We start from the raw sequence: 20,603 nt of genomic DNA, 5'->3' as shown, positions 1-20,603 counted from the left end.
TGGCGACATTTTCGGGACCCGATTTTCAGCCTCGTCTTACTCTTTGATAAGTCCGTTATCTACCGCATAGCGAATGAGGCCGGCGGTCGTCGCGATATCAAGTTTCCGCTTGATGTTCTTGCGATGGGTTTCCATCGTGCGCTCGGAGATATCGAGCGTAAGAGCAGCATCGCGATTACTTTTCCCGCGTGCGATCAGAAGGAGAACTTCCTGCTCACGTGTTGTCAGCTCCTTCAGCCTTCCGGATGATCCCTCCATGAGGACATCTCGAACACCCGAGGAAAAATAGGTTCCGCCGGCGGCCACGGTTTCGATTGCAGCCACAATTTCTTCGGTCGCCACGTCTTTGAGGATGTAACCAGCAGCACCATACATGACCGACGTCGATATATATTCCCGGCTGTCATGCATGGATAACATCAGCACCCGAAAGGAAAGCTGCTTCTCCCTGAATAGCTCAAGAGCATCGATGCCATTAATCTGCGGCATGTTTATATCCATCAGCACGACATGGGGTTGCGTGGCGACAGCCGCATCAATACCCGCCGTGGCAGAGGCCGCAGTCCCAACGACCTCAATGTGCTCATAGGTCTCAAGCACAGCCTTCAACCCGTCCAGAACCAGAGGGTGATTATCGACAAGAAGGACACGGATCGGATGAAGGTTCACTCTGCAGCCTCCTGCAGGCGTTGGCCGCGATCCTTCATGGCGGTTATGGGCAGGACTGCGCGCAGAACAGTGCCTTTTGCGGAGCTTTCGACTTCAAGCCTGCCACCGAAATGGGTCATGCGTTCCTGCATGTTTCGCAACCCAAGGCCTTTGCTGACCGGCATCTCCTTCTCTGCCCGGGCGCCCGGAAATCCGCGGCCATTGTCGCTGACGACCATCTGCACCCTTTCATCCCGACTGGAGAACCTGATGGTCACCTGCGTTGCATCGGAATGGCGCTCGATATTGGTGAGCGCTTCCTGGGCGACACGATAAAGGGCGACGCGTGCTTCCGGAAGCAGCATGTGCTTGAAAGCCACGGACTCAAGCGTGGCCGCGATGCCGGTTCGTTCTGAAAAGCTTGAAATCAATGCTTCCAGCGCCGCAGACAACCCCAGATCGTCGAGAACGCGGGGTCGCAAATCATGAGAGATACGACGGACCTCCTTGATTGCCTCGGTCAATGCCGACGCACCCTTGCTAATCGCTTCGACAGCGCCCGTGTTTTCCGGCGTCACCTTGCGGCGCGCAAGATCGATTGCAAACCGGACGCCGACTAGGTTTTGGGAAATGCCGTCGTGCAACTCGCGAGCGATGCGCAGGCGTTCCTCTTCCTGAGTATCGATCACCCTCTGCATCAACGCCTTGAGACGCCCGTCTGCCAGTCGTTGCTGGCGCAGATTGAGCACCATACATGTGGCAAACACCAGCAGCACCGCAGGGACCGAAAACAATGCAACAATCAGGAAATTCCATGTGATGGAGTGACGTAGTTCTTCCTTGGCCGCCCCGGTAGCCGCGAAAACATCATCAAGATAGACTCCTGTGCCGATCATCCAGCGCCATTTGTCGAGTCCGGCGGCGAATGAAAGCTTGTCCGCCATCTTGCGTGTGGAAGGCTTCTCCCATTTGTACTGGACGAGCCCGCCCCCCTCCTTCGCTTTCTGTATCAGGTCGTAGATGACGCGGTTGCCGTCAGGATCATAGAGATCAAGCCAGTTATTGCCGGGGCGGAAATTCTGCCGGGGATGAACGACGTTTAGCCCGTCATAATCATAGACGAAGAAATAACCGTCCCTTCCATAATCGAGGTCCGTCAGAATACGCTTGACCTCTTCCTTGGCGGCTTCGTCATCCGGTCCGGCCCTATCGTAAACCGAACGGATCGCGGAAAGGGCGAGATTGGTGAGGTTGAGAAGTTCAGCCTCTTTTGCCGCGAGCATGTTTCGCTCGAAGGCATCGATACTGGTGCGTGCGAGCGTCATGGACTGCCAGGTGATGAGCGCCGTGATAACGATAATGGCAAGAACAAGGGGCCCTATTGCCAGTGCAAGGATCTGGTTCCTGAGTCTCATGCGGCCCCTCCGACACATCGCTCCGACGCATCATCACCTAACAACAGTTCGCGCTGCAAGTCGAGCATCCCCGGGCCCGTGACCAGGATGGCGTAACAACCCTCTTTGACCGAAGCTTAGTCTTTCGCTCGACCCGGAAGATCGGTCAGGCTCTGCGCCCATGGCAAAGCCGAAGAGCACCAGATCTGCGAACGGGGCCTCAGTTCCTGACGCTGGTTCACCGTTCCCAGTCTGATCCCAATCTGCTCTGCATCCTCATGCTCTCCGGTCGTGTAGACGGGCGATCCGCAGTCGGCACAGAAGAACTGGAGCCGCCGGCGGCCGTTGTCGGCGCTCTTTACGTAAAGTCTGAGCGTACCGGACGTGATCTGGAACCGGTTGCGGTGTGTGCTGACGGTCACTCTATACGCGGAGCCGGTCAACCTCTGGCAGTCGGTACAGTGGCAGATTGCGACGTCCTGCGGGTCGATCTCGGCTTCATACGTGATCTTTCGGCATTGGCATGCGCCATCGATGTGCATGTGAGGCTCCATTTATTGTTGCTATTGAAATGTCGAGGATGCCCTCCCAGTTCGACATTAAATCTGCCCCGCCCGCGCCCCGTCGTGGGCGTGGCCGTCCTTGCGCTTGCGTCGTTCACGCATCTTCGCCTGCCGTCTCGCATCCCGCAATTCATCCAATGTCGGCTGCCACCAACCGCGGTTCCTATCAAACTGGATCGGTTCGTGTTGTGCCGGCCAGGTGTGAATCAGCTCTTCCAGTGTGGGCAATCGCCACAGTACCCAAACATGTTCATCGCTGACGGCAGGATGGTGCTCTGTGACCTCTGCCGGATCGACAAGTTCTCCGGTCACTTCGGTGACGACAACTACTCCATAGGCAGCCGTAGCCACCGGTCGACCTAGTGGCGGCATTACGTCACTTGCAACGGGAAGCCTTTTCTTCCTGCGTTCCGCCGCGCGCCGCTTTGTCCTGGCTTCTTCCTCCGTGCCTCTTCTGGCTTGGGCTCTCTTGCGTCTTTCCTCTGGTTCAGCCCGTTTTGCAGCATCTTCAATAGCTTCCCATCGCTGCTGTAGTTCCTCATAGAATGCAAAGGGCACTTCCCAAGCTCTGGCTTCACCGTTCCAGCGGGCGAAGGGAATCTGTCGTAGTTCGTCAACGACCTCACGGGAATAGGGCGTTCGGACGCGCAAACCGCCGTTGTGGACCTCCAGGTATGGGCTCAGTATAGGCTCAAACTCGAAGAGGTCGCGTCCCCTCTCCTCTTCGAAGGGAGCCTTGCGGTCGGCTTCCGACGCCAGCCACCGGTCAATTCGGCGCCGCGCGGTGCTGCCGGGAACCGTCCACGCCTGTAGGCGGTCACTCCATCGCGCCTTGGGAAAAGTCTCTCGGAACCGTGCGACGGTCATGCGGTCGAACGGAAACGACACCGTTTCCAAAACCGGGTTGTTGGGCTGATGCTCTTGTTCGTCGTCCATTTCAGAAAACGATCCGCCTCGGGCCCGGTTGCGTCCAGTGTGCGAATTTTAAAAAACTAAACGCGCCGCTAACCCCGTCCGCGAGACAATCCCCGACAGAAGCTGACCGACGAGTGCCAGGGAGCTCATGATGATGGTGATCGGTCTTGCGACGGCGGATTTCGAGAGCCGACATGCCGTCAACAACACAGACGGTGGCGGCACGAAGAAATCGGAGAGCATTCGTCTCTGGCATCCCGGCATCAGGGGCCGAGACCCGTGCGAGAGCTGCCGTTTTTGATAAAGTGCTAGCGTCGCCAACGGCGTTCGCGGACCGGACTTATCTTCGGCGGTCGCTCCGCCGGTTTCGCGGGCTCTCGTCAGGAAGCGCCATCTCGGCCAGAGTGTGCATGAGCCGGCCACGCCCTGGAATATTGATCTCATGTATCGGGCGGCCGAGGCGATGCACGCAATAGTGAAAACATAAGTTTGGATAGATGACCGCAACGGGTTTTTAGACAGGCCGCGGCGACCAGCAATTTACGCGACAGGTTGTAGCCGTTTCAGCGTCACGGCCTCAACGGCAGATGATCCCCTTGAGGCTCGATCAACCCTTATCTCTGGACGTAGCGCGAGAATCATGTTGTATCTTTGGCGGGATTTAGTCGGCAAACCGAACTTTGCCCGCCAAGGGGACGATATGGCGATAGCGAATAAGATCGAAGCGGCGATTGTGCAGAAGGAAGATGCGGGCGGCAAGATAGCACGTCACGCAAGCCTTTTGTCGCAGCAATTGCAGGAACTGCGAACTCGCATGTATCCGCCCAAGTCAGAAAAAAGCCTGCGCCCCTTCCTGACCAACGAAGTATCCAAACTGACGTCCATTCCTGATTCCACCCTGAAACTTCTCTCGAGTGAGGGGCGTGGTCCGATTCCCGGGCGGCTGGAAAACAATCACCGCGTCTACACCCTGGCCCAGATCAACGAATTGCGGGAGCTTTTCGCAAGCCAGAAGCCTGCAGATGCATTGAGATTCTTGCCCCGGCGCCGCGAGGGTGAACACCTTCAGGTGGTGGCAATCGCCAACTTCAAGGGCGGCAGTGCCAAGACCACGACCTGCGTCCACCTTGCGCACTATCTCGCCTTGCAGGGCTATCGTGTCCTTGCACTGGACCTCGATCCGCAGGCGTCACTCTCCGCTCTCTTCGGCGCCCAGCCTGAATTTGACGTAGGCGCCAATGAGACGATCTATGCGGCGTTGCGCTATGACGATGCAGAGCGTCGGCCGATCCGCGACATCATTCGCAAAACATATTTCGACGGCATCGACCTGATACCGGGCAACCTCGAGGTCATGGAATATGAGCACGAGACGCCCAGGGTTCTGGCGCAGAAATCCGGCTCAGGGGCAATTTTCTTCGAGCGCTTGAAACTGGCATTGGCCGACGTTGATCAGGACTACGACGTCGTGATTCTCGATACCCCTCCTTCCCTTGGGTTCCTCACCCTCAGCGCGATCTACGCCGCCACCAGCATGATCATCACCGTCCATCCTGCAATGCTTGACGTGGCTTCCATGAGCCAGTTCCTGTTGATGATGGGAGACCTGATCAGCGTGCTGAACGAAAGCGGCGCACAACTCGATCAGGATTTCATTCGCTATTTGGTTACCCGCCACGATCCGAACGACGCGCCGCAGTCGCAGGTAGTCGCGATGATGCGTCATCTGTTTGGCACGGATGTCCTCCTGCCGACCTTGATCGAGAGCACGGCTGTGGAAGCAGCGGGGCTTGCGAAGCGCTCCATCTATGAACTCGAAATGGGCCAAATCGGTCGTGACACGCATAAACGTGCTCGCGAGGCGGTTGACGCCGTGAACGAAGCGATCGTGAAACTCATCAACACAAGTTGGGGGCGTACATGACGAGCAAGTCGCGCAAATCGATTGTGGCAAACTTCGGTTTGCTTTCTGCCGAGTTGGAAAACCGGCTCTTGACCGAGAACCCGACCCCCGCTCCCCAGCCTGTGCCAACTGCGCGAGTGGGCGCAGGCGTGATCGGTGCGGCGCATCGGGCGATCGACGACATCAAATCTGAACGCGACCGCCTGAAGGCTCTGGTCGAAGCCGGCGGAGGCACGATCCGCGAACTCGATCCCTTAAGTATCGACCCCTCGCCCTTTCCTGATCGTCTTCCTGACGATGATGCGGCCGATTTCGAGGCGTTCCGGAACTCGATACGGTCCGAAGGCCAGAAGGTTCCCATACAGGTCCGCAAATCACCTTCGTCTCCTGACCGCTATCAGGTGATCTACGGCCACCGCCGGCTCCAGGCAGCCAGAGACCTTGGAATTCCGGTCAAGGCGATCGAGGTCGAGATTTCCGACATCGAACTTGCTATCGCACAGGGTATTGAAAATGCTGATCGCCAGGATCTGACCTGGATCGAGCGCGCCCTCTTCGCCCGCCGCATGGATGATGCTGGTGTAAAGCCTCGGGATATCAAGGCTGCGCTGTCTATCGATGACCCCGAACTCGCTCGCATGCGGTCCGTCTACCGTGTCGTCCCGACCGAAATCATCGAAGCAATCGGGCGGGCGGGCAAGGTCGGTCGCCCGAGGTGGGCCGACTTTGCAAAGAACTATTCCGAAAGGCCGGATCTCCACGATGCATTGAGGAATGTTTTATCCGGCAGCGCCGAAAAGCGCCTGGGATCGGACCAGAAGTTTCTTGCAGCATTCAATGCTCTCAAACCTGAGGCCCCCCAGAAGGACACTGGAAAGTCCATTGCTGGACCCGCAGGCGAGCAACTGGGCAGGCTTGTTCGTACCGCGAACGAGGTTCGTATTTCAGCGCACACAGCGTCCGCGAAGGAATTCCTGAGCTTTATTGAATCGGAATTGCCGACGCTGGCTGAGCGCTTCAGTCGTGAGAAGTCTAAGAACTGATCGAAGCCGCAAGTGGATTTCGACACGAATTACGGAAGGAAAGCGCGCAAAAGAAAAAGGCCCCCGAAAACGTTGCCGTCATGGAAGCCCTTCTCGTTGTGTGAGAGCTTGAGAATCGCATTTCCATGAATCCTAGTCAAGAGTCTTTGGCACCGTTTTGGTGAGCGTATTTCTTTTGCCTTTTTGAGAGGCGAGGACATGGAAGGTGGACAAGTAACGACGCCCTTTGGGCGGCGACAGGTTACCCTTGCGCTTGTGAGGCGGCAAATTGCCACGAGCAGGATCGAGGAAGGTAAATCGGCAAACAAGTGGAAGGTTTTTCGCGATGCATCTGAAGCTCGAGAGGTGCTTGGTCTGCAGGATCGCAGCCTCGCGGTTCTCGATGCGCTTTTGAGCTTCTATCCGGAGAACGAACTGCGCCAAGACGCGCAGCTCGTCGTCTTTCCCTCGAACATTCAGCTGTCAATTCGTGCCCATGGCATTGCAGGCGCGACCTTGCGTCGGCATCTTGCGGCCCTCGTTGATGCCGGCTTGATTATCCGCAAGGATAGCGCCAACGGCAAACGCTACGCGAGAAAAGGCGACGATGGCTCGATCGAGCATGCGTACGGATTCGACATATCACCTCTTCTTATGCGAGCTGAGGAGCTTGCGTGCGTCGCCCAGCAGGTTGCTGCCGATCGGATCGCCTTTAGACAGGCAAAGGAAAATCTGACGATCTGCCGGCGGGATATCCGCAAGCTGATCACTGCAGCTGTTGAAGAAGGGGCAGCAGGCGATTGGGACGGAATAGAGGAGCGCTATATCGCGATTGTGGGAGAAATTCCGCGCAACCCCACCCTCGCTGAACTCGGCGATCTTGGTCTCAGGATGAGTAGTCTACGCGAGGATATCGTCAAGCTCCTGAATTTCGATGACTTTTCATCAAAAATGAACGCCAATGATGTTCATATTGAGCGCCACATACAGAATTCAAATACCAACCCTCCTAATGAACTTGAACCTAGCTCTCGAAAAGAGCAGGGAGCGACGCCGAGTGAGGACAGGCAGCCCCAGCATGTGCCGATCAAGGCTTTCCCAATCGGACTTGTGCTGCGGGCCTGCCCCGAAATTTCAAGCTACGGGCCCGAAGGCGAAATTCGGAACTGGCGTGAACTAATGACAGCCGCAGTGGTCGTCAGATCCATGCTTGGAGTCAGCCCCTCTGCATATCAGGAAGCCTGCGAGGCAATGGGTCCAGAGAACGCGGCGGTGACGATTGCGTGCATTTTGGAGCGCGGTGGTCACATTAATTCACCGGGCGGATATCTCAGAGATTTGACAAGCAAGGCTAAGCGAGGCGAATTTTCACTTGGTCCGGTCCTAATGGCTCTGCTGCGTGCCGGGGGCCACAACGTCAAAGCCACTGGGTAATGTTGAGGCAACATAAGTGCGGGTGGGAACAAAAATTGTTCCTCCAGGCAAGCTGAAGCCAAACGGACCGTGAATTCTAGGCGGAGCGCAGGTTACTGTGCGAATACCCTCGGTCGAGGAGACACTGGTGGCTGTACCGAGCCAGAATCGTAGGTGAGAATTGACGCGTAGGATCGTCGTTGAGGGACCAGCACATAGTGCCAAGTTCTGTCGCGGGCTAGAATGCATCGATGCCAACCACGGTGGGGCGATCGCGGACACCCATGAATGTCAGTTCGTCGATACAAGGCGTGCTCGGATGTCGTGCCGTCATTGGTTTCAACATGACGGAAATCTGCTCCCAGCCCCGACCCTCGTCGCCTATCCATGCGGCGACTGCGCCTGGCAATGTCACGTCGGCAGACGGCCGGGCGCTGCTTGGTGACCCGTAGCTGTTCTCGTTTTCTAGGCGCTGGGCGGCAAGAGCCTCGACCTAGGCCGACCGTGCCAGACACTTGTTTGGCCCACTGTTGCGACGTCGGAGATCGGGAGGTTTTGCGTAAACCAAAATCTTCCCATTGGCGCGAACTTGCCGTCTCCTCCTGGTGCAAGCCTTCGAGAAGACAGAGCATGATGGACAAAGTGCGGGCGCCACAGCGCTTACGATTTACCGACAGTTTCCTCGCTTCAAGCGACCGTGCAGGTATCGCTGGCGACAGGATTTCATTCGCACCTAACTTAAACGCGATATCCCGCTTCTCGGGCCGCGCGTTCCCCTGCGCCATGCTCATCCGGTACGACCTGCGCTCGTCGCGCTTGCTGCGCCAATGAACTGCACCTTCACCCGACAGAATCGTCAATGTTGCTCCCGAGGGGGTTAACGCGTCGAAAGAACGAGCCGTTCAACGCAGGTCAGCATGAGGATTGATAACAGGCTCATGAAGCCCACCAGTTCAATATCAGAAATGGGCGCGGGGCATCGGGGGTGGATACGAATATGTCACCACGGCCGCAATGGTCCCCACAACGAATTCCCAAATAGCGAATTTGTACGGTGCGAACTGGTTTTCCGTTGTCGGTGAATACTGCCGCTCTCCCCTTCTCGATCAGCTCGAGCACCAGGTACGTCCAGTCGGCCCCGGCAGTTCCATCGGCTCTTCCTACACAATCGCTTAAACGAGCCTTCGGTTTGAGCGCTTCAAGCAGCTCATTTGCGCGCTTGCCGCGAATCCCTCTAAGCCGCTCGGCTTTGCTCCGTGATTGCCCCCCGGACGAATTGGCGAGAGTCTCAAGGTACCGGTGCGATAGCGCCACTGAAATTAGACCGAACGTGACCTCGGCGCACGGAGCAGGCGTGGCCTCCAACAAGCGAATGGTTTGAGTTCGATCGACATCCCGCCCAGGCGCGGGCCTTCCGGATTCTGCCGAAGTTGATCCAAAACTGCCGATGAGCAATGCAAGAACACCCAAATTCGTTTTGCCGGCTGAAATCATAGTGTTTCGGTTAGCTGAGGAAAATCAGCCGATGTCACCATGACCGAAAAATTGTACTTGAAATCGTGGTCTCCAACGTATGTTCGTGCGATCTTACCAAACCACGAGATCTTGAAACGATTGGAATTTCCGATCCGGTCGAATTTGATTTTGTGCTTGGCAACCGTATCATGGCTGAGCAGGTATATCTGAAACGCGAAATCATTCCGGTCTGTTATCGTTTCCGGGCTGGGGTCAATCAGCAATTCGAGGCCGTTGAGAAACTCCGGCGTATATTCATCCTTGGAGCAGATTTTAAATCCGCCATTGTGCCAGTCATCCGACGACAATATGCAGGATTGATAGTTTTCCCAAGAGTAAGGTGCGTCCCAGTCGCTGGTATAGTTCGAGCTTTCCTTATCCTTTATATCGCGCTCTGAATTGTAATTTGCCGTCTCGAGATGAATGTCGAACCACACTTCTCCGTCGATCTCTTTTGCTGACCATAAAGCTCTTTGATTGGATGTCCCTCTGGCCAGGGATTACCTTCGAAGTAGATCCTGTTTGATTCCATATATGTTTCTCCTCTTTCAATCAGGCGTGACTCGAGAAAATTCAGTCAGTCGCTTCGGGAGAACCCGAGAGACCACGGCGGCAAGTGGCGCGACTACGATGGCGAAACCCTTGCCGCCAACGCCTCGCGCTATCCGGAGGTGAGAACGGTCCGGGTGGCCCGCTGCAACGGGAAGATCAGTCCGAACATGACGATCGCTGCGCCGCCAAGTATGGCTACGACTATTAGAGAGACGGGGATGCTGAAATTCGCCATCGCGGACGCCATCACGAACGGCGCCAAGGCCGACAGCACCAGCTTGGACGCCATGGTCTTTCCCTGCAGCTTGCCATAGCCATCACTGCCGAACAGGTACAGAGGTAGAGTGCCGGCGACGATGCTCAGCAGGCCGTTGCCCATGCCGAAAATCACCGCAAACACCATGGCGCCGGGTACCGACGGGGCGAGCGCCAACAGGATCAGAGTGCCGCCGGGAATCAGGACGGCCGCGACAATCGCCAGAGAAAGCGCCGGCAAGTTCTTGCCGAACACCATGTTGATGAGGCGGCTGGCAACCTGGGATGGGCCGAAGAGCGTACCGACCAGGGCGGCCGTGGTGCCGAGTCCGAGACCGGAGAGCAACGGCACCATATGCACCAATACAGCCGCGCTGGAGAGCGACAGCAGCGAAAACGCCGTGACCATCAGTGCGAAGCCAGCGCGGCGTTGTTCTGGTGGCAGTATTCCTTCAACCCGCTGCGGCGGAGCTTTGGTCGTCGACCGGCGCGCGGTAACGCCGTGCGAAAGCCAGGCGTGGATCGGCAGACATATGAACAGGTTCAGACCGGCATAAAGCAGATAAATATTTTGCCAGGAGATGTGCGCATGGAGAGCCGTCGTGATTGGCCAGAACATCGTGGAGGCGAAGCCGGCGAGCAGCGTCAGGTAGGTAATACTGCGCGAGGCCACATGCGGTCTGATCTGGACCAGGAGCGCGAACGCGGCGCCGTACTGCACCAGGTTGGCTGCCACCTGGATTGCGATAAGGGCAACGACGTAGGCCGACTTGCTTGTTGCAAAAGCGCAGGCTGCAAGGGCGACGGCGGCGATCGCCGACCCTATGGTCATGATCCGTCCGGCCCCAATGCGGTCGAACAAGCCGCCGAGCCAAGGCGCCGTCAGGCCGCCGATCAGGAGCGCAACCGATAGCGCTCCGAAGATCCATTCGGTCGACCAGGCAAAATCCGCGGCCATGTCGGGTGCTAGGATGCTGAAGCTGTAATAGAGGGTGCCGTAACCGATGTTCTGCGTGACACCGAGCGCGACAATAGCGGCGACGGGAGCGCGCTCGCTCATATGGATTTCAGGCTCACGCGCTGCTCCAGCTTTTCGGCTTCTTCTTTTCGCTCGCTGTAGCGATCGGTGAGGTAGGCAGAGACGTCACGGGTCAGGATCGTGAACTTCACCAGTTCCTCGCAGACGTCGACGACGCGATCATAATAGGAAGACGGCTTCATGCGGCCGTCGGTGTCGAACTCTTGGAAAGCCTTGGCCACCGACGACTGGTTCGGGATGGTGATCATCCGCATCCAGCGACCGAGGACCCGCAGCTGGTTGACCGCATTGAACGACTGCGAACCACCGGAAACCTGCATAACGGCCAGGGTCTTGCCCTGCGTCGGCCGCACCGAACCAACCGAAAGCGGGAGCCAGTCGATCTGCGCCTTCATGATACCGGTCATGGCGCCGTGGCGTTCCGGACTAATCCAGACTTGGCCTTCCGACCAGGCAGAAAGCTCACGCAGCTCCTGCACCTGTGGATGGCTCACCGGCGCCGCATCGGGAAGCGGCAGGCCCGCTGGATTGAAGATCCGAACCTCGCAGCCAAAATGTTCGAGCAGGCGCGCCGCCTCATTCGCCAGGAGCCGGCTATAAGATACGGCGCGCAGGGAACCATAGAGGATCAGAATGCGCGGCTTGTGCGATGAGAATGGAGGACGCAGGGCGCCCAAATCTGGCTGACAAAGATGCGAGAGGGATGCGGCAGGAAGATCAGACAATGCGTTTGCCCTCCGCATCGAGGACCTGCTCACCATCTTCTTTGGTGAAGGCGCCCTTGTGGGTGTCGGGCAGAATGTCCAGCACCACTTCGGATGGTCGTGCCAAGCGCGTGCCAAGCGGCGTCACGACCAGAGGCCGGTTGATTAGAATCGGGTTTTTAAGCATCGCGTTGAGCAGCTGATCGTCGCTCAGCTCCGGATTGTCGAGGTTCAACTCCGCATAGGGCGTGCTCTTTTTACGGATGGCGCCGCGCACCGTCAGGCCGGCATCAGCGATCATCTGCACAAGCTGTGCGCGCGTCGGCGGGGTTTTCAGGTATTCGATCACCGTGGGCTCAATGCCGGCGTTGCGGATCATCTCAAGGGTGTTGCGCGACGTTCCGCAGGCGGGGTTGTGATATATTGTGACGTCCATGGTCGTCAGGCCCTTTCGATGGTGGAAGTGGAGGAGCGGACGGCGGCGCCGCGCTCGTACCAGCCCTTGCTGCGGTTGACGATCCAGACCACTGACAGCATGACCGGCACTTCGATCAGCACGCCTACGACGGTCGCCAGGGCTGCTCCGGAATCGAAACCGAACAGGCTGATGGCCGCTGCCACCGCCAGTTCAAAGAAGTTGGATGCGCCAATGAGAGCGGAAGGGCCTGCAACGCAGTGCTGCTCCCCACTCGCGCGGTTGAGAAGGTAGGCCAGGCCGGAGTTGAAATAGACCTGGATGAGGATCGGCACGGCCAACAGGGCGATCACGCCCGGCTGCGCGAAGATCTGCTCGCCTTGAAAGCCGAACAATAATATCAGGGTCGCCAGTAGAGCGACCAGGGATACCGGCTGCAACCTGGCAGCGAGACGGTTTACGTCGGTCAGCCGACGCAGGATTTGCGCCGAGATTACCGGCAGGACGATATAGAGCACGACCGACAGGATAAGAGTATTCCACGGGACCGTAATGGCCGAAAGGCCGAGTAGCAGCCCGACGATCGGTGCGAAGGCCAACACCATGATCACATCGTTTAACGCGACCTGGCTCAGCGTGAAATGCGGCTCGCCTTTGGTCAGGTTCGACCAGACGAACACCATGGCGGTGCAGGGCGCGGCCGCAAGGATAATCAGGCCAGCGATATAGGAATCGATCTGGCCTGCCGGCAGGTAAGGCCGGAACAGATAGCCGATAAACAGCCAGCCAAGCAGCGCCATCGAAAACGGTTTTAATGCCCAGTTGATGAACAGGGTAACGCCGATCCCTCGCCAGTGGCGGCCGACCTGCCCGAGGGACGCGAAATCGATCTTGAGCAGCATTGGGATGATCATCAGCCAGATCAGCACTGCCACTGGCAGGTTGACCTTCGCGACTTCGGCCGCGCCGATCGTCTGGAAGGCCCCGGGCGTAAGGTGGCCGAGGGTCACCCCGACGACGATGCAGGCGATGACCCACACCGTCAGATAGCGTTCAAACGTAGACATGATTTTACCCTTGGATAGTCTTGGCAAACAGGCCGGCGGAGGCCGGGAAAAGGCTTGCCGCCTGGCCTGTTTGCAAGATTGCGGCCGGCGCGCTTGTGCGATCGACCTTCACGAAGCCCAAAATAATCAAAGAATGCAGTGGCCGTTTCTGTCAGCAGGTAAAGGGTGGGGGCACCATCGCGCGCTGCCTGGTCAAGCATCTGGCGTGAAATGGCTTCGCCATAACCGCGTCTGCGTTGGTCGGGCAGGGCGACCACAGAGCGCAACAGCGCGTAGTCTCCATAGGGCTCCAGCCCAGCGAAGCCGATAATCTGGGCCCGGTCCGCAAAGCGAAAGAAGGTGCGCCCGCTTTGCTCCAGATCGTCGATCGGAAGTCCCGCCGCCTGCAGTGCTGCCTGGAGGTCCTGATCGCGCCCGCTGGCCGGCTGCTGATCCAAAACGTCGCTCACGCGACGTCGCCCTTACGGCTGGTGCTGCCTTCCATCGTGCCGATCGTGCGGAGCTGAGTTTCCAGCGCCAGCTTGTCGATCGACGCGAGGGGCAGATTCACAAACGCGGTGATCCGGTTCTTGAGGTAGCGGGCGGCTTGGGAGAAGGCCTGGCCCTTCTCAACCAGAGAACCTTCGACGGCTGCTGGATCTTCAACGCCCCAGTGGGCAGTCATCGGGTAGCCGATCCAGACCGGACAGGCTTCGCCAGCGGCATTGTCGCAGACCGTGAAGATGAAATCCATTTGCGGCGCGCCAGGCTCCGCGAAGACATCCCAGCTTTTTGAGCTGAACCCCGTTGCCTCGTATCCGAGGCTTCGCAGCGTATCCAAAGCAAGCGGATGGACCTCGCCCTTGGGCTGGCTGCCAGCGGAGAAAGCGCGGAATCGGCCCTTGCCTTCCCCATTCAAGATGGACTCGGCGAGGATCGAACGGGCCGAATTGCCGGTGCAGAGAAACAGGACGTTATAAACGCGATCAGCGGTCATTGTAGGTTCTCCTTTGCGGTTGGCGCGCAGCAGGCGGCGACCTCGGTGGCCGGTGCGCATATCTCCGGGTGCCCGGCGCAGCAGTCTTCCATCAGGAAGCGAACCAGCGCGCCCAGCCCATCGTAATTGGCGGTGTAGATAATCGAACGGGATTCCCGCTGCTGGTTGATCAGCCCGGCGCGTTCCAGCTCCTTCAGATGAAAAGACACGTTGGAGGGCGAGACCTCTGCCTTTTCGGCAATAGCACCGGCAGCCATTCCGTCCGGACCGGCTACCACCAGCATGCGGACAATATGCAGCCTTGTTTCCTGCGACAGTGCCGCAAACGACATTAGGGCTTGACGTTCTTCCATATTTCTACAATCCTTGAATTATTGAAACAGGAGTAGCCGAAATGAACGCACTCGACAAGCCCTTTCTCGAAACGGATATCAGCCTTGGCCACCTGCTCGACACCCTCGACGGCGTCCGGGATCTGCCGTTGATCTTCTCCTACGACGGCCGCCCGGTGAAAGGTGGCTATCACGTGACCGAGGTGAAGGCGGGACAGTTCGCAGCACTCGACTGTGGCGCCGAGCACGAAGAATGGTCTGAAATCTTCGTACAGCTGTGGGACATCCACGAAGACGACCGCTCGCATATGCCGGCCGGCAAGTTCGCCGCCATCTTCCGCAAGGTATCGGAGCATCTGCGGCTCGATGGATCGGCCAAGCTGACCTTCGAAGTCAGTGACGGCGTCCGGCCGATGCAGCTTTACTGTGCGGCGGCCCCCGCCCTGCACAGCGGTGCGGTACATGTAGACCTGGTACCGCGGCCAGCGAGCTGTAAGCCGCACGATCGATGGCTCGCCGAAGAAAATCGGAAGGCCTCGGCGTGCTCTGGCCCAACACAACAGACGGGCTCGTGCTGCTCCTGAGTCCGCCCAATTAGGGTCAATCCGGCGAATTGGGAGAACGCCTTGTCCTTTTGAATCAGCGAGTTAGAATCCGCTCGATTAGGACAGCCGACACACTTAACCTGGGCCAAATCACGCTCTGCAAAGGCTTCAAAACACGGAAGATCGCGTCCGCTTCGCGCTGGAAAAGTTGCTCAACGTCCCCATGGCGATACCGGCCAGAGCTGGAGGGTCGCCAACTTCATTTTTGCCTGGTGGAACGCAGACGTGCATGGCGACTTTAATCTCACAGACCTTGCCGACGTCGATCGCGACGTCTGCGAAGACATGGTGACAGTCTTCACTTTTCTCGCGCGAAGAGGATCTTGTTTACCCCGAGGCTTACAAACCGGAGATCATTCAAATCATTCGCCGCTGGCGGCCGGACGTCGAGATCGATTGATGTCGAAACCGCGCAACCAAGCTTCCCTGTCTAACAGCGAGCGGCGCGCTGTCGAGCTCGACACGATCGCATCGGTGCTGCCAATCGAGCGCAGGGACGAACTCGCCGAACTTCTGACTGACCAGGATGTCGAAACGCTAAAACATCTGGTCAACCAGGGCATGGGCGACAACACGCTGCGGGCGCTGACCTCCGATCTGGCGTATATCGAAGCCTGGGAATTGGCGGCGACCAAAAAATCACTCCCCTGGCCGGCACCCGAGGCGCTGCTGCTGAAATTCGTCGCCCACCATTTGTGGGATCCGGAGAAGCGTGCCAGCGACCGCGACCACGGCATGCCTGATGACGTTGAGGCAAACCTCAGACGCCAGGGTTTCCTGAAATCCATCGGCCCGCACGCCCCCGATACTCTGCGGCGCCAGCTTGCGGGTTGGTCGACCATGACGCAATGGCGCGGCTTATCCGGACCCTTCTCCTCCCCTTCCCTCAAACAGGTGATCCGGCTCGCGGTCCGCGCCGTTCCACGAAAGCGTCGTCGATAAAGCGCAAAAGCGGTCACGGGGGACATCCTGCAAATGCTGCTCGCCATGTGCGCAAGTGACAGCTTGCTTGACATCGGGGACAGAGCGATTTTGATGGTCGCCTGTGCAGCGAGATCGCAGGCCTCCGCATGGAGCAACTGACCGAGGAAACACCGATCGAGGTGCCTGACAGCCCTCCCCTACCCTCTTTGGCAATTCATCTTGGGCGGACCAAAACGACGACCGGAGAGGACGACGAAGTCGTCTATCTCACAGGCCGGCCTGTCGAGGCATTGAATGCCGGGCTGACGGCCGCCAGGATCGATATGGGAAGCGTGTTTCGGGGCATCGGAAGGTGGGGAACGGTCTCGCGCCGGGCGCTCGATCCGCAGTCGATCGACGCGATCCTAAACATCGGGCGGAAATGGCGGGGTTGGGTCCCGGGGAGTTTTCTGCGCACGGTTTGCGGTCAGGATATTTGACGGAGGCCGCCGATCGCGGCATTCCGCTGCCTGAGGCGATGGATACAGTCGCGCCATCGATCAGTGCAACAGGCGTCCAGCTACTGCAACAACGCGACAAAGCGAAGCGGGCGTGCGGCCCGATTGTTGTAGGATCCGCTATCACTGTTAGAATTGCCAAGGCGAGATCAATTCAAGTCCTGTTGTTTCGAAATCTTTGAGGTTTCTGGTCGCCAACCGGCCACCATTGATCCGCGCTATCGCCGCGATCATGCCGTCCGGAGCCGACATCCTCCTCCCCTGCCGCGCAGCGTCTCCCATGATATCGCCATAGGCCAATGCTGCTTCTTCCGTGAAGGCGAACATCTTGTCCGAGAACCGGCGACGCCAGCTCACAAGTCCTTCTTCCAAGCGATCTGCTCGCTGATCCGGCCTGATCTTTTGAATACCAAATGCGATCTCAGCAACTGCAACCGTCGGCAATGCCAATTCGGCATCGTGGCGAACCAGCCATGCTATGACCGCAGAATCGGGAGCTTTCTTAAAAGTCTCAGACATCACATTCGTGTCCAGAAAAATCAAAGCTCTACGCCTTTGTGCGCGCGTCTGTTTTCATTGATGATACTGTCGAAATCCATATCCGTACCCGACTGGGATGAAAGACGGCTATAGAATTTCGCAGCGGGTTCACGTCCCGCCTCTCGAGCCTCATAGGATTCGAGCGCGCGCTCGACGATTTCGGCAATCGTGCGATTTTCTCGGCGGGCGAGCTTATGGGCAAGGTCGCGCGCTTTGGAACTGCGGACAGATAGTTGCGGGGTTACCATTAAGTGCTCCTTCCTCTGGATCAAATTTAACTTAGAACGAAATAGCCATCAAGATGGCATCTGCCATTTTGATGGCTATCCGGTGTTTTTGATTTGGCGGCCTGTGTTTTCGTCCATCATGCACGGCCGTCCCGCGTGGAGACCAACACGTACCCTCCCCCGGACGCCATACGCCAAGCAATTTCGCCGTAGACGGCCACCGAAACGCATTTCACGCTGGTTTTAACCAGACCGCCGTCCGACCTCTGATCTCGAGGGTCGCGGGCCTGCATTTAGGTCATAGAACACGCTTGCAACTGTTCAATTTCTCGCGCATTCGTTATCTGCACAAAGCACTCCGAAGATCGCGCGCGAAAATCATCAGTGCCCACAATGCCGCAGGCTATGTCGAGAAAAACGACACCAACCTATATACCCCCAACAATCTGACCGCCAATAAGGAGGCTGACGGACCGGTTCACGTGAAGTTTGGCGACTGCTCGGGCAAGACCGCTAATTGTATCCCGATTACCGCTAGTTGGAATTGCGCGGCAAGGCTCGTGGGCCGCAGCAGAAATTCTTGACGGCAGTTGGTCCTTCCCTGAAGCGGTTCCCGCACCTCAGTCGCGGGCGAAGGTAGAACCGGCCTTTCTTGGCCGAAGGTATCGCCACGTTCAACAAATTCCAGCGCAGTCCGATGGGTTGCAAATCTGCGTCCCCGCTACGCCCCTAATCCCAGCCTTTGCGGCCGCGCACGGTCACCAGTGTACATCTGCGCAACTAACTGGTCTCCCGCCCATCTGGCGTCGCTTCTCGCCTCTGGTGAGGCTGCGTTTGAATCATGTAGCGCGCCTCTGACCAATCCGCCTCCGTTCTTTACAAAACACCTGAAGAACGCGTGCGACAATCATGGCAAGCGGCATCTGCCAATCAGTTCGCCACAAAATGCCCTATCGACTACGCCACGCTTCTCCACCGACGACAGGTCCATGAGGTGCAGATCGACGAAGTGGCTGCTGAGCACTAAAGGGCCAAGGGGATAAGCTAATTTCCGGAACATTCTTCCAAGGTACAGAAGAGCGTTCGCTTCTTCTTCAACGGCAGAGATGAGAGCGATATATGGTGCCGGTCCTAAAGTGATGCCGGCCACGGCCAACTCGGTCAACCTATGGACGTCCTGGCTGCTAGTTGTCATCAAATTAACAGGCATTGTTGCCGCGTCACAGACTCGGCGGTTCAACGCATCATCTGTCAATCCAGGAACGAGAAAGCCGTCAGCGCCGGCCGTTGCATATGCTTCTCGCGGACAAGCGCCTCCTCGACTAAATCAGCGTGTGCGGTGCCCTGATCGGCTTTTAGGAAGACGCCTGTCCGGGCATTGATGAATGCTGGAACACCGGTAGAATCGGCTGAACGGCGAGCCGCGAGTAACCGAGCAGCCTGATCCTCAACACCATAGAGGCCGGGGCCATCCACGATCTGGTCCTCAAAATTGAAGCCGACAATGCGTAGTTCTAGTAACCTTCGGACGTTCTGCCCGACAATTCAGGATCGGCCGCATACCTACCCTCAAAATTGACGGTGACCGGTAGCTTCACCGATTTTGCGATTCTCGTGACAACTGCAAGCATCTCCTCAAAGGGAAGCTGTTGGCCATCTGCGTAACCTTGGGCAGCAGCAACGGACCAGCTGCTGGTCGCAACAGCTTTTGAACCAGCGCGCGCCACCGCAAGGGCACTTCCGGCATCCCAGACATTGTAGAGAAACAGCGGGTTCGACGGTTTATGTAAGCTTCGAAAATACTGGGCTTTGTAGATTTGGGATGTCATGCAAGGGTATTCCTTAATTACTGTTTTATGTTGTCGTTCGATTCGATCAGCCGCCGCTTGCGCCAGAGGCCTCCGTCATATCCCGTCAAAGATCCGTCTGCTCCGATGACCCTGTGACATGGAATCATGAGAGCTATTTGATTGGCACCAGTGGCACGTGCCACCGCGCGAATTGCGGTGGGGCGACCGATCTGACGTGCAATTTCGGAATAGGTTCGGGCTCGAGAGCTGGTATTTCGCGCAATACGTCCCACACGTGTTGAGTGAAGGGGTTGGCGGACATCGCAAGTGGTGTTGAAAACCTGTCGCAACGCGCCGCAAGATACTCAGTGAGTTCTGCCGTGGCCTGCTCCAAGAGCGGCAGGCTACCGATACGGATACCCTCTTTGGACACCTGCTGGAGCTTTTTGAGCTCTGCAGGCAGACCTTTTCGATCCACGAATTCCAAAAAGACGCAGATGGCTCTGACTACTCACGGCGATCATGTCGCCGAGCGGCGTCGTTATCCATGTTGCCCGTAGCTGCTTGTCCGATTGCAACTGCGATGGAGATTGGCCGAGTAGACGCGCTAAAGCGGCGCGAAACGCGCTGGCAGATTCAAAGCTGGCCTCGTGTTGAGCCAAAACAACTTTCCCGCCAACGGCCAGCGTCTCCAATCCTTGGCGGAGCCGCCGTTGACGCGTTTTCGCGCTTAGGTTTTCGCGCAGGGAAGGTTAGATGACGAAAAACGCCGGTTGAAGCGACACACGAAGACTTGACCATCGAAACGTTCATTTCGGGCCAGTAAAGCTGCGTAGAGTGTGTCAGGGTCCGGAAGATCAAATATGATGCGGAATTCCTAGCCTTGCAAAGGACAACACACCGCCGGCTTTCGGGCGTCTATTCATCTTTCCGCGTTGACCGGATCAAATTCCGCGCTTCCGCCGCTCCAACAGCTTCAATCCGTTTGCACAACCGGTCCCCTACCCTGCCACGCAGGTTCTCCAACATGATATTGCCATTGGCCAATGTCGCTTCTTCCATGAAGGCAAACATCTTGTTGGAGAACCAGCGACGCCACCTCACAAGTCCGTCTTCCAGACGATCTGCACGCCGATCCGGTCTGATCTTTTGGATATCAAAGCCATCACACCAACCGCCCTCGCTATTACCGGGCATTCCCTGCCCTGCCGGCGCCCGAGGCGCTACTGCTGAGCTTCTTTGCTCAACGCCTGTGGGATCTAGGAAACCGCGCCAGCGACCCCATTCACGGCAAGCCTGTTGAAGTA

General features: G+C 57.5%; 20 protein-coding genes and 3 pseudogenes. 6 read left to right on the top strand and 17 right to left on the bottom strand.

Annotated elements, in window-relative coordinates:
* Positions 1 to 36 precede the first annotated feature (36 nt).
* The 4 genes from K7A42_RS11990 to K7A42_RS11975 all read right to left on the bottom strand — a co-directional run bounded on the left by K7A42_RS11990 (position 37) and on the right by K7A42_RS11975 (position 3,541).
* Positions 37 to 669: a response regulator transcription factor gene (locus K7A42_RS11990; RefSeq protein ID WP_022557688.1), complete on the bottom strand. Its 633-nt coding sequence runs from the start codon at positions 667 to 669 to the stop codon at positions 37 to 39.
* Complete coding sequence (locus tag K7A42_RS11985; protein WP_064263983.1) at positions 666 to 2,063, bottom strand: cache domain-containing protein; 1,398 nt, start codon at positions 2,061 to 2,063, stop codon at positions 666 to 668. The genes K7A42_RS11990 and K7A42_RS11985 overlap by 4 nt, the downstream gene beginning before the upstream one ends.
* A gap of 116 nt (positions 2,064 to 2,179) precedes the next feature.
* Complete coding sequence (locus tag K7A42_RS11980) at positions 2,180 to 2,584, bottom strand: GFA family protein (RefSeq protein ID WP_282455242.1); 405 nt, start codon at positions 2,582 to 2,584, stop codon at positions 2,180 to 2,182.
* Positions 2,585 to 2,641: 57 nt separating this feature from the next.
* Positions 2,642 to 3,541: a hypothetical protein gene (locus K7A42_RS11975; RefSeq protein WP_282455241.1), complete on the bottom strand. Its 900-nt coding sequence runs from the start codon at positions 3,539 to 3,541 to the stop codon at positions 2,642 to 2,644.
* 619 nt (positions 3,542 to 4,160) lie between these two features.
* On the opposite strand from K7A42_RS11975, the gene repA reads away from it, so the two are divergent.
* The 4 genes from repA to K7A42_RS11955 all read left to right on the top strand — a co-directional run bounded on the left by repA (position 4,161) and on the right by K7A42_RS11955 (position 8,689).
* Positions 4,161 to 5,444: a plasmid partitioning protein RepA gene (gene repA, locus K7A42_RS11970; RefSeq protein ID WP_045534915.1), complete on the top strand. Its 1,284-nt coding sequence runs from the start codon at positions 4,161 to 4,163 to the stop codon at positions 5,442 to 5,444.
* Complete coding sequence (gene repB, locus K7A42_RS11965) at positions 5,441 to 6,466, top strand: plasmid partitioning protein RepB (protein WP_220367180.1); 1,026 nt, start codon at positions 5,441 to 5,443, stop codon at positions 6,464 to 6,466. The genes repA and repB overlap by 4 nt, the downstream gene beginning before the upstream one ends.
* Before the next feature lie 198 nt (positions 6,467 to 6,664).
* On the top strand, positions 6,665 to 7,879 hold the full coding sequence (gene repC / locus K7A42_RS11960; RefSeq protein ID WP_220367179.1) for a plasmid replication protein RepC: 1,215 nt from the start codon (positions 6,665 to 6,667) through the stop codon (positions 7,877 to 7,879).
* A gap of 609 nt (positions 7,880 to 8,488) precedes the next feature.
* Positions 8,489 to 8,689, top strand: coding sequence for a hypothetical protein (locus K7A42_RS11955; protein ID WP_144115357.1), 201 nt, complete (start codon positions 8,489 to 8,491; stop codon positions 8,687 to 8,689).
* A 659-nt stretch (positions 8,690 to 9,348) separates the two neighbouring features.
* On the opposite strand, the gene K7A42_RS11950 is transcribed toward K7A42_RS11955, so the two are convergent.
* The 8 genes from K7A42_RS11950 to K7A42_RS11915 form a co-directional block, all read right to left on the bottom strand.
* The gene (locus tag K7A42_RS11950) at positions 9,349 to 9,810 is read right to left on the bottom strand and encodes a hypothetical protein (protein WP_022557051.1); all 462 of its coding nucleotides are present in this window, start codon (positions 9,808 to 9,810) and stop codon (positions 9,349 to 9,351) included.
* Positions 9,811 to 10,034: 224 nt separating this feature from the next.
* Positions 10,035 to 11,240, bottom strand: a complete 1,206-nt coding sequence (gene arsK, locus K7A42_RS11945; RefSeq protein WP_034499249.1) for an arsenite efflux MFS transporter ArsK — start codon at positions 11,238 to 11,240, stop codon at positions 10,035 to 10,037.
* Positions 11,237 to 11,962, bottom strand: a complete 726-nt coding sequence (arsH, locus tag K7A42_RS11940) for an arsenical resistance protein ArsH (protein WP_022557053.1) — start codon at positions 11,960 to 11,962, stop codon at positions 11,237 to 11,239. The genes arsK and arsH overlap by 4 nt, the downstream gene beginning before the upstream one ends.
* The gene (arsC, locus tag K7A42_RS11935) at positions 11,937 to 12,359 is read right to left on the bottom strand and encodes an arsenate reductase (glutaredoxin) (protein WP_022557054.1); all 423 of its coding nucleotides are present in this window, start codon (positions 12,357 to 12,359) and stop codon (positions 11,937 to 11,939) included. Before arsC ends, arsH begins: the two co-directional genes overlap by 26 nt.
* A 5-nt stretch (positions 12,360 to 12,364) precedes the next feature.
* Complete coding sequence (gene arsB, locus K7A42_RS11930; RefSeq protein WP_022557055.1) at positions 12,365 to 13,405, bottom strand: ACR3 family arsenite efflux transporter; 1,041 nt, start codon at positions 13,403 to 13,405, stop codon at positions 12,365 to 12,367.
* Positions 13,381 to 13,854 (bottom strand): GNAT family N-acetyltransferase, encoded by a 474-nt coding sequence (locus tag K7A42_RS11925; RefSeq protein ID WP_282455240.1) that lies wholly within the window; start codon positions 13,852 to 13,854, stop codon positions 13,381 to 13,383. The genes arsB and K7A42_RS11925 overlap by 25 nt, the downstream gene beginning before the upstream one ends.
* Positions 13,851 to 14,381: an arsenate reductase ArsC gene (locus tag K7A42_RS11920; RefSeq protein ID WP_282455239.1), complete on the bottom strand. Its 531-nt coding sequence runs from the start codon at positions 14,379 to 14,381 to the stop codon at positions 13,851 to 13,853. The genes K7A42_RS11925 and K7A42_RS11920 overlap by 4 nt, the downstream gene beginning before the upstream one ends.
* Positions 14,378 to 14,734 carry an ArsR/SmtB family transcription factor gene (locus K7A42_RS11915; RefSeq protein WP_022557058.1) on the bottom strand — a complete coding sequence of 119 codons (357 nt, stop codon included), beginning with the start codon at positions 14,732 to 14,734 and terminating at the stop codon, positions 14,378 to 14,380. Before K7A42_RS11915 ends, K7A42_RS11920 begins: the two co-directional genes overlap by 4 nt.
* A 41-nt stretch (positions 14,735 to 14,775) precedes the next feature.
* Between K7A42_RS11915 and K7A42_RS11910 the strand changes: the two genes are divergently transcribed.
* Positions 14,776 to 15,297, top strand: coding sequence for a DUF6428 family protein (locus K7A42_RS11910; RefSeq protein ID WP_022557060.1), 522 nt, complete (start codon positions 14,776 to 14,778; stop codon positions 15,295 to 15,297).
* Between the two features lie 420 nt (positions 15,298 to 15,717).
* A pseudogene (locus K7A42_RS11905) lies at positions 15,718 to 16,853 on the top strand (integrase).
* A 15-nt stretch (positions 16,854 to 16,868) separates the two neighbouring features.
* On the opposite strand, the gene K7A42_RS11900 reads toward K7A42_RS11905, so the two are convergent.
* From K7A42_RS11900 to K7A42_RS26035, 5 genes and pseudogenes are all read right to left on the bottom strand, one after another.
* A complete protein-coding gene (locus K7A42_RS11900; RefSeq protein WP_045534923.1) occupies positions 16,869 to 17,282 on the bottom strand; it encodes a type II toxin-antitoxin system VapC family toxin in 414 nt (137 codons plus the stop codon).
* Complete coding sequence (locus K7A42_RS11895; protein WP_022557064.1) at positions 17,279 to 17,527, bottom strand: type II toxin-antitoxin system VapB family antitoxin; 249 nt, start codon at positions 17,525 to 17,527, stop codon at positions 17,279 to 17,281. Before K7A42_RS11895 ends, K7A42_RS11900 begins: the two co-directional genes overlap by 4 nt.
* A gap of 886 nt (positions 17,528 to 18,413) precedes the next feature.
* A pseudogene (locus tag K7A42_RS11890) lies at positions 18,414 to 19,012 on the bottom strand (isocitrate lyase/phosphoenolpyruvate mutase family protein).
* An 8-nt stretch (positions 19,013 to 19,020) separates the two neighbouring features.
* On the bottom strand, positions 19,021 to 19,335 hold the full coding sequence (locus K7A42_RS11885) for an isocitrate lyase/phosphoenolpyruvate mutase family protein (RefSeq protein WP_282455238.1): 315 nt from the start codon (positions 19,333 to 19,335) through the stop codon (positions 19,021 to 19,023).
* A gap of 17 nt (positions 19,336 to 19,352) precedes the next feature.
* A pseudogene (locus K7A42_RS26035) lies at positions 19,353 to 20,164 on the bottom strand (bifunctional transcriptional activator/DNA repair enzyme AdaA).
* Positions 20,165 to 20,603: the final 439 nt, after the last annotated feature.

Source organism: Agrobacterium sp. InxBP2, from assembly GCF_026191755.1.
Classification (GTDB): domain Bacteria; phylum Pseudomonadota; class Alphaproteobacteria; order Rhizobiales; family Rhizobiaceae; genus Agrobacterium; species Agrobacterium pusense.
This window is presented reverse-complemented; position numbering and strand designations above follow the sequence as displayed.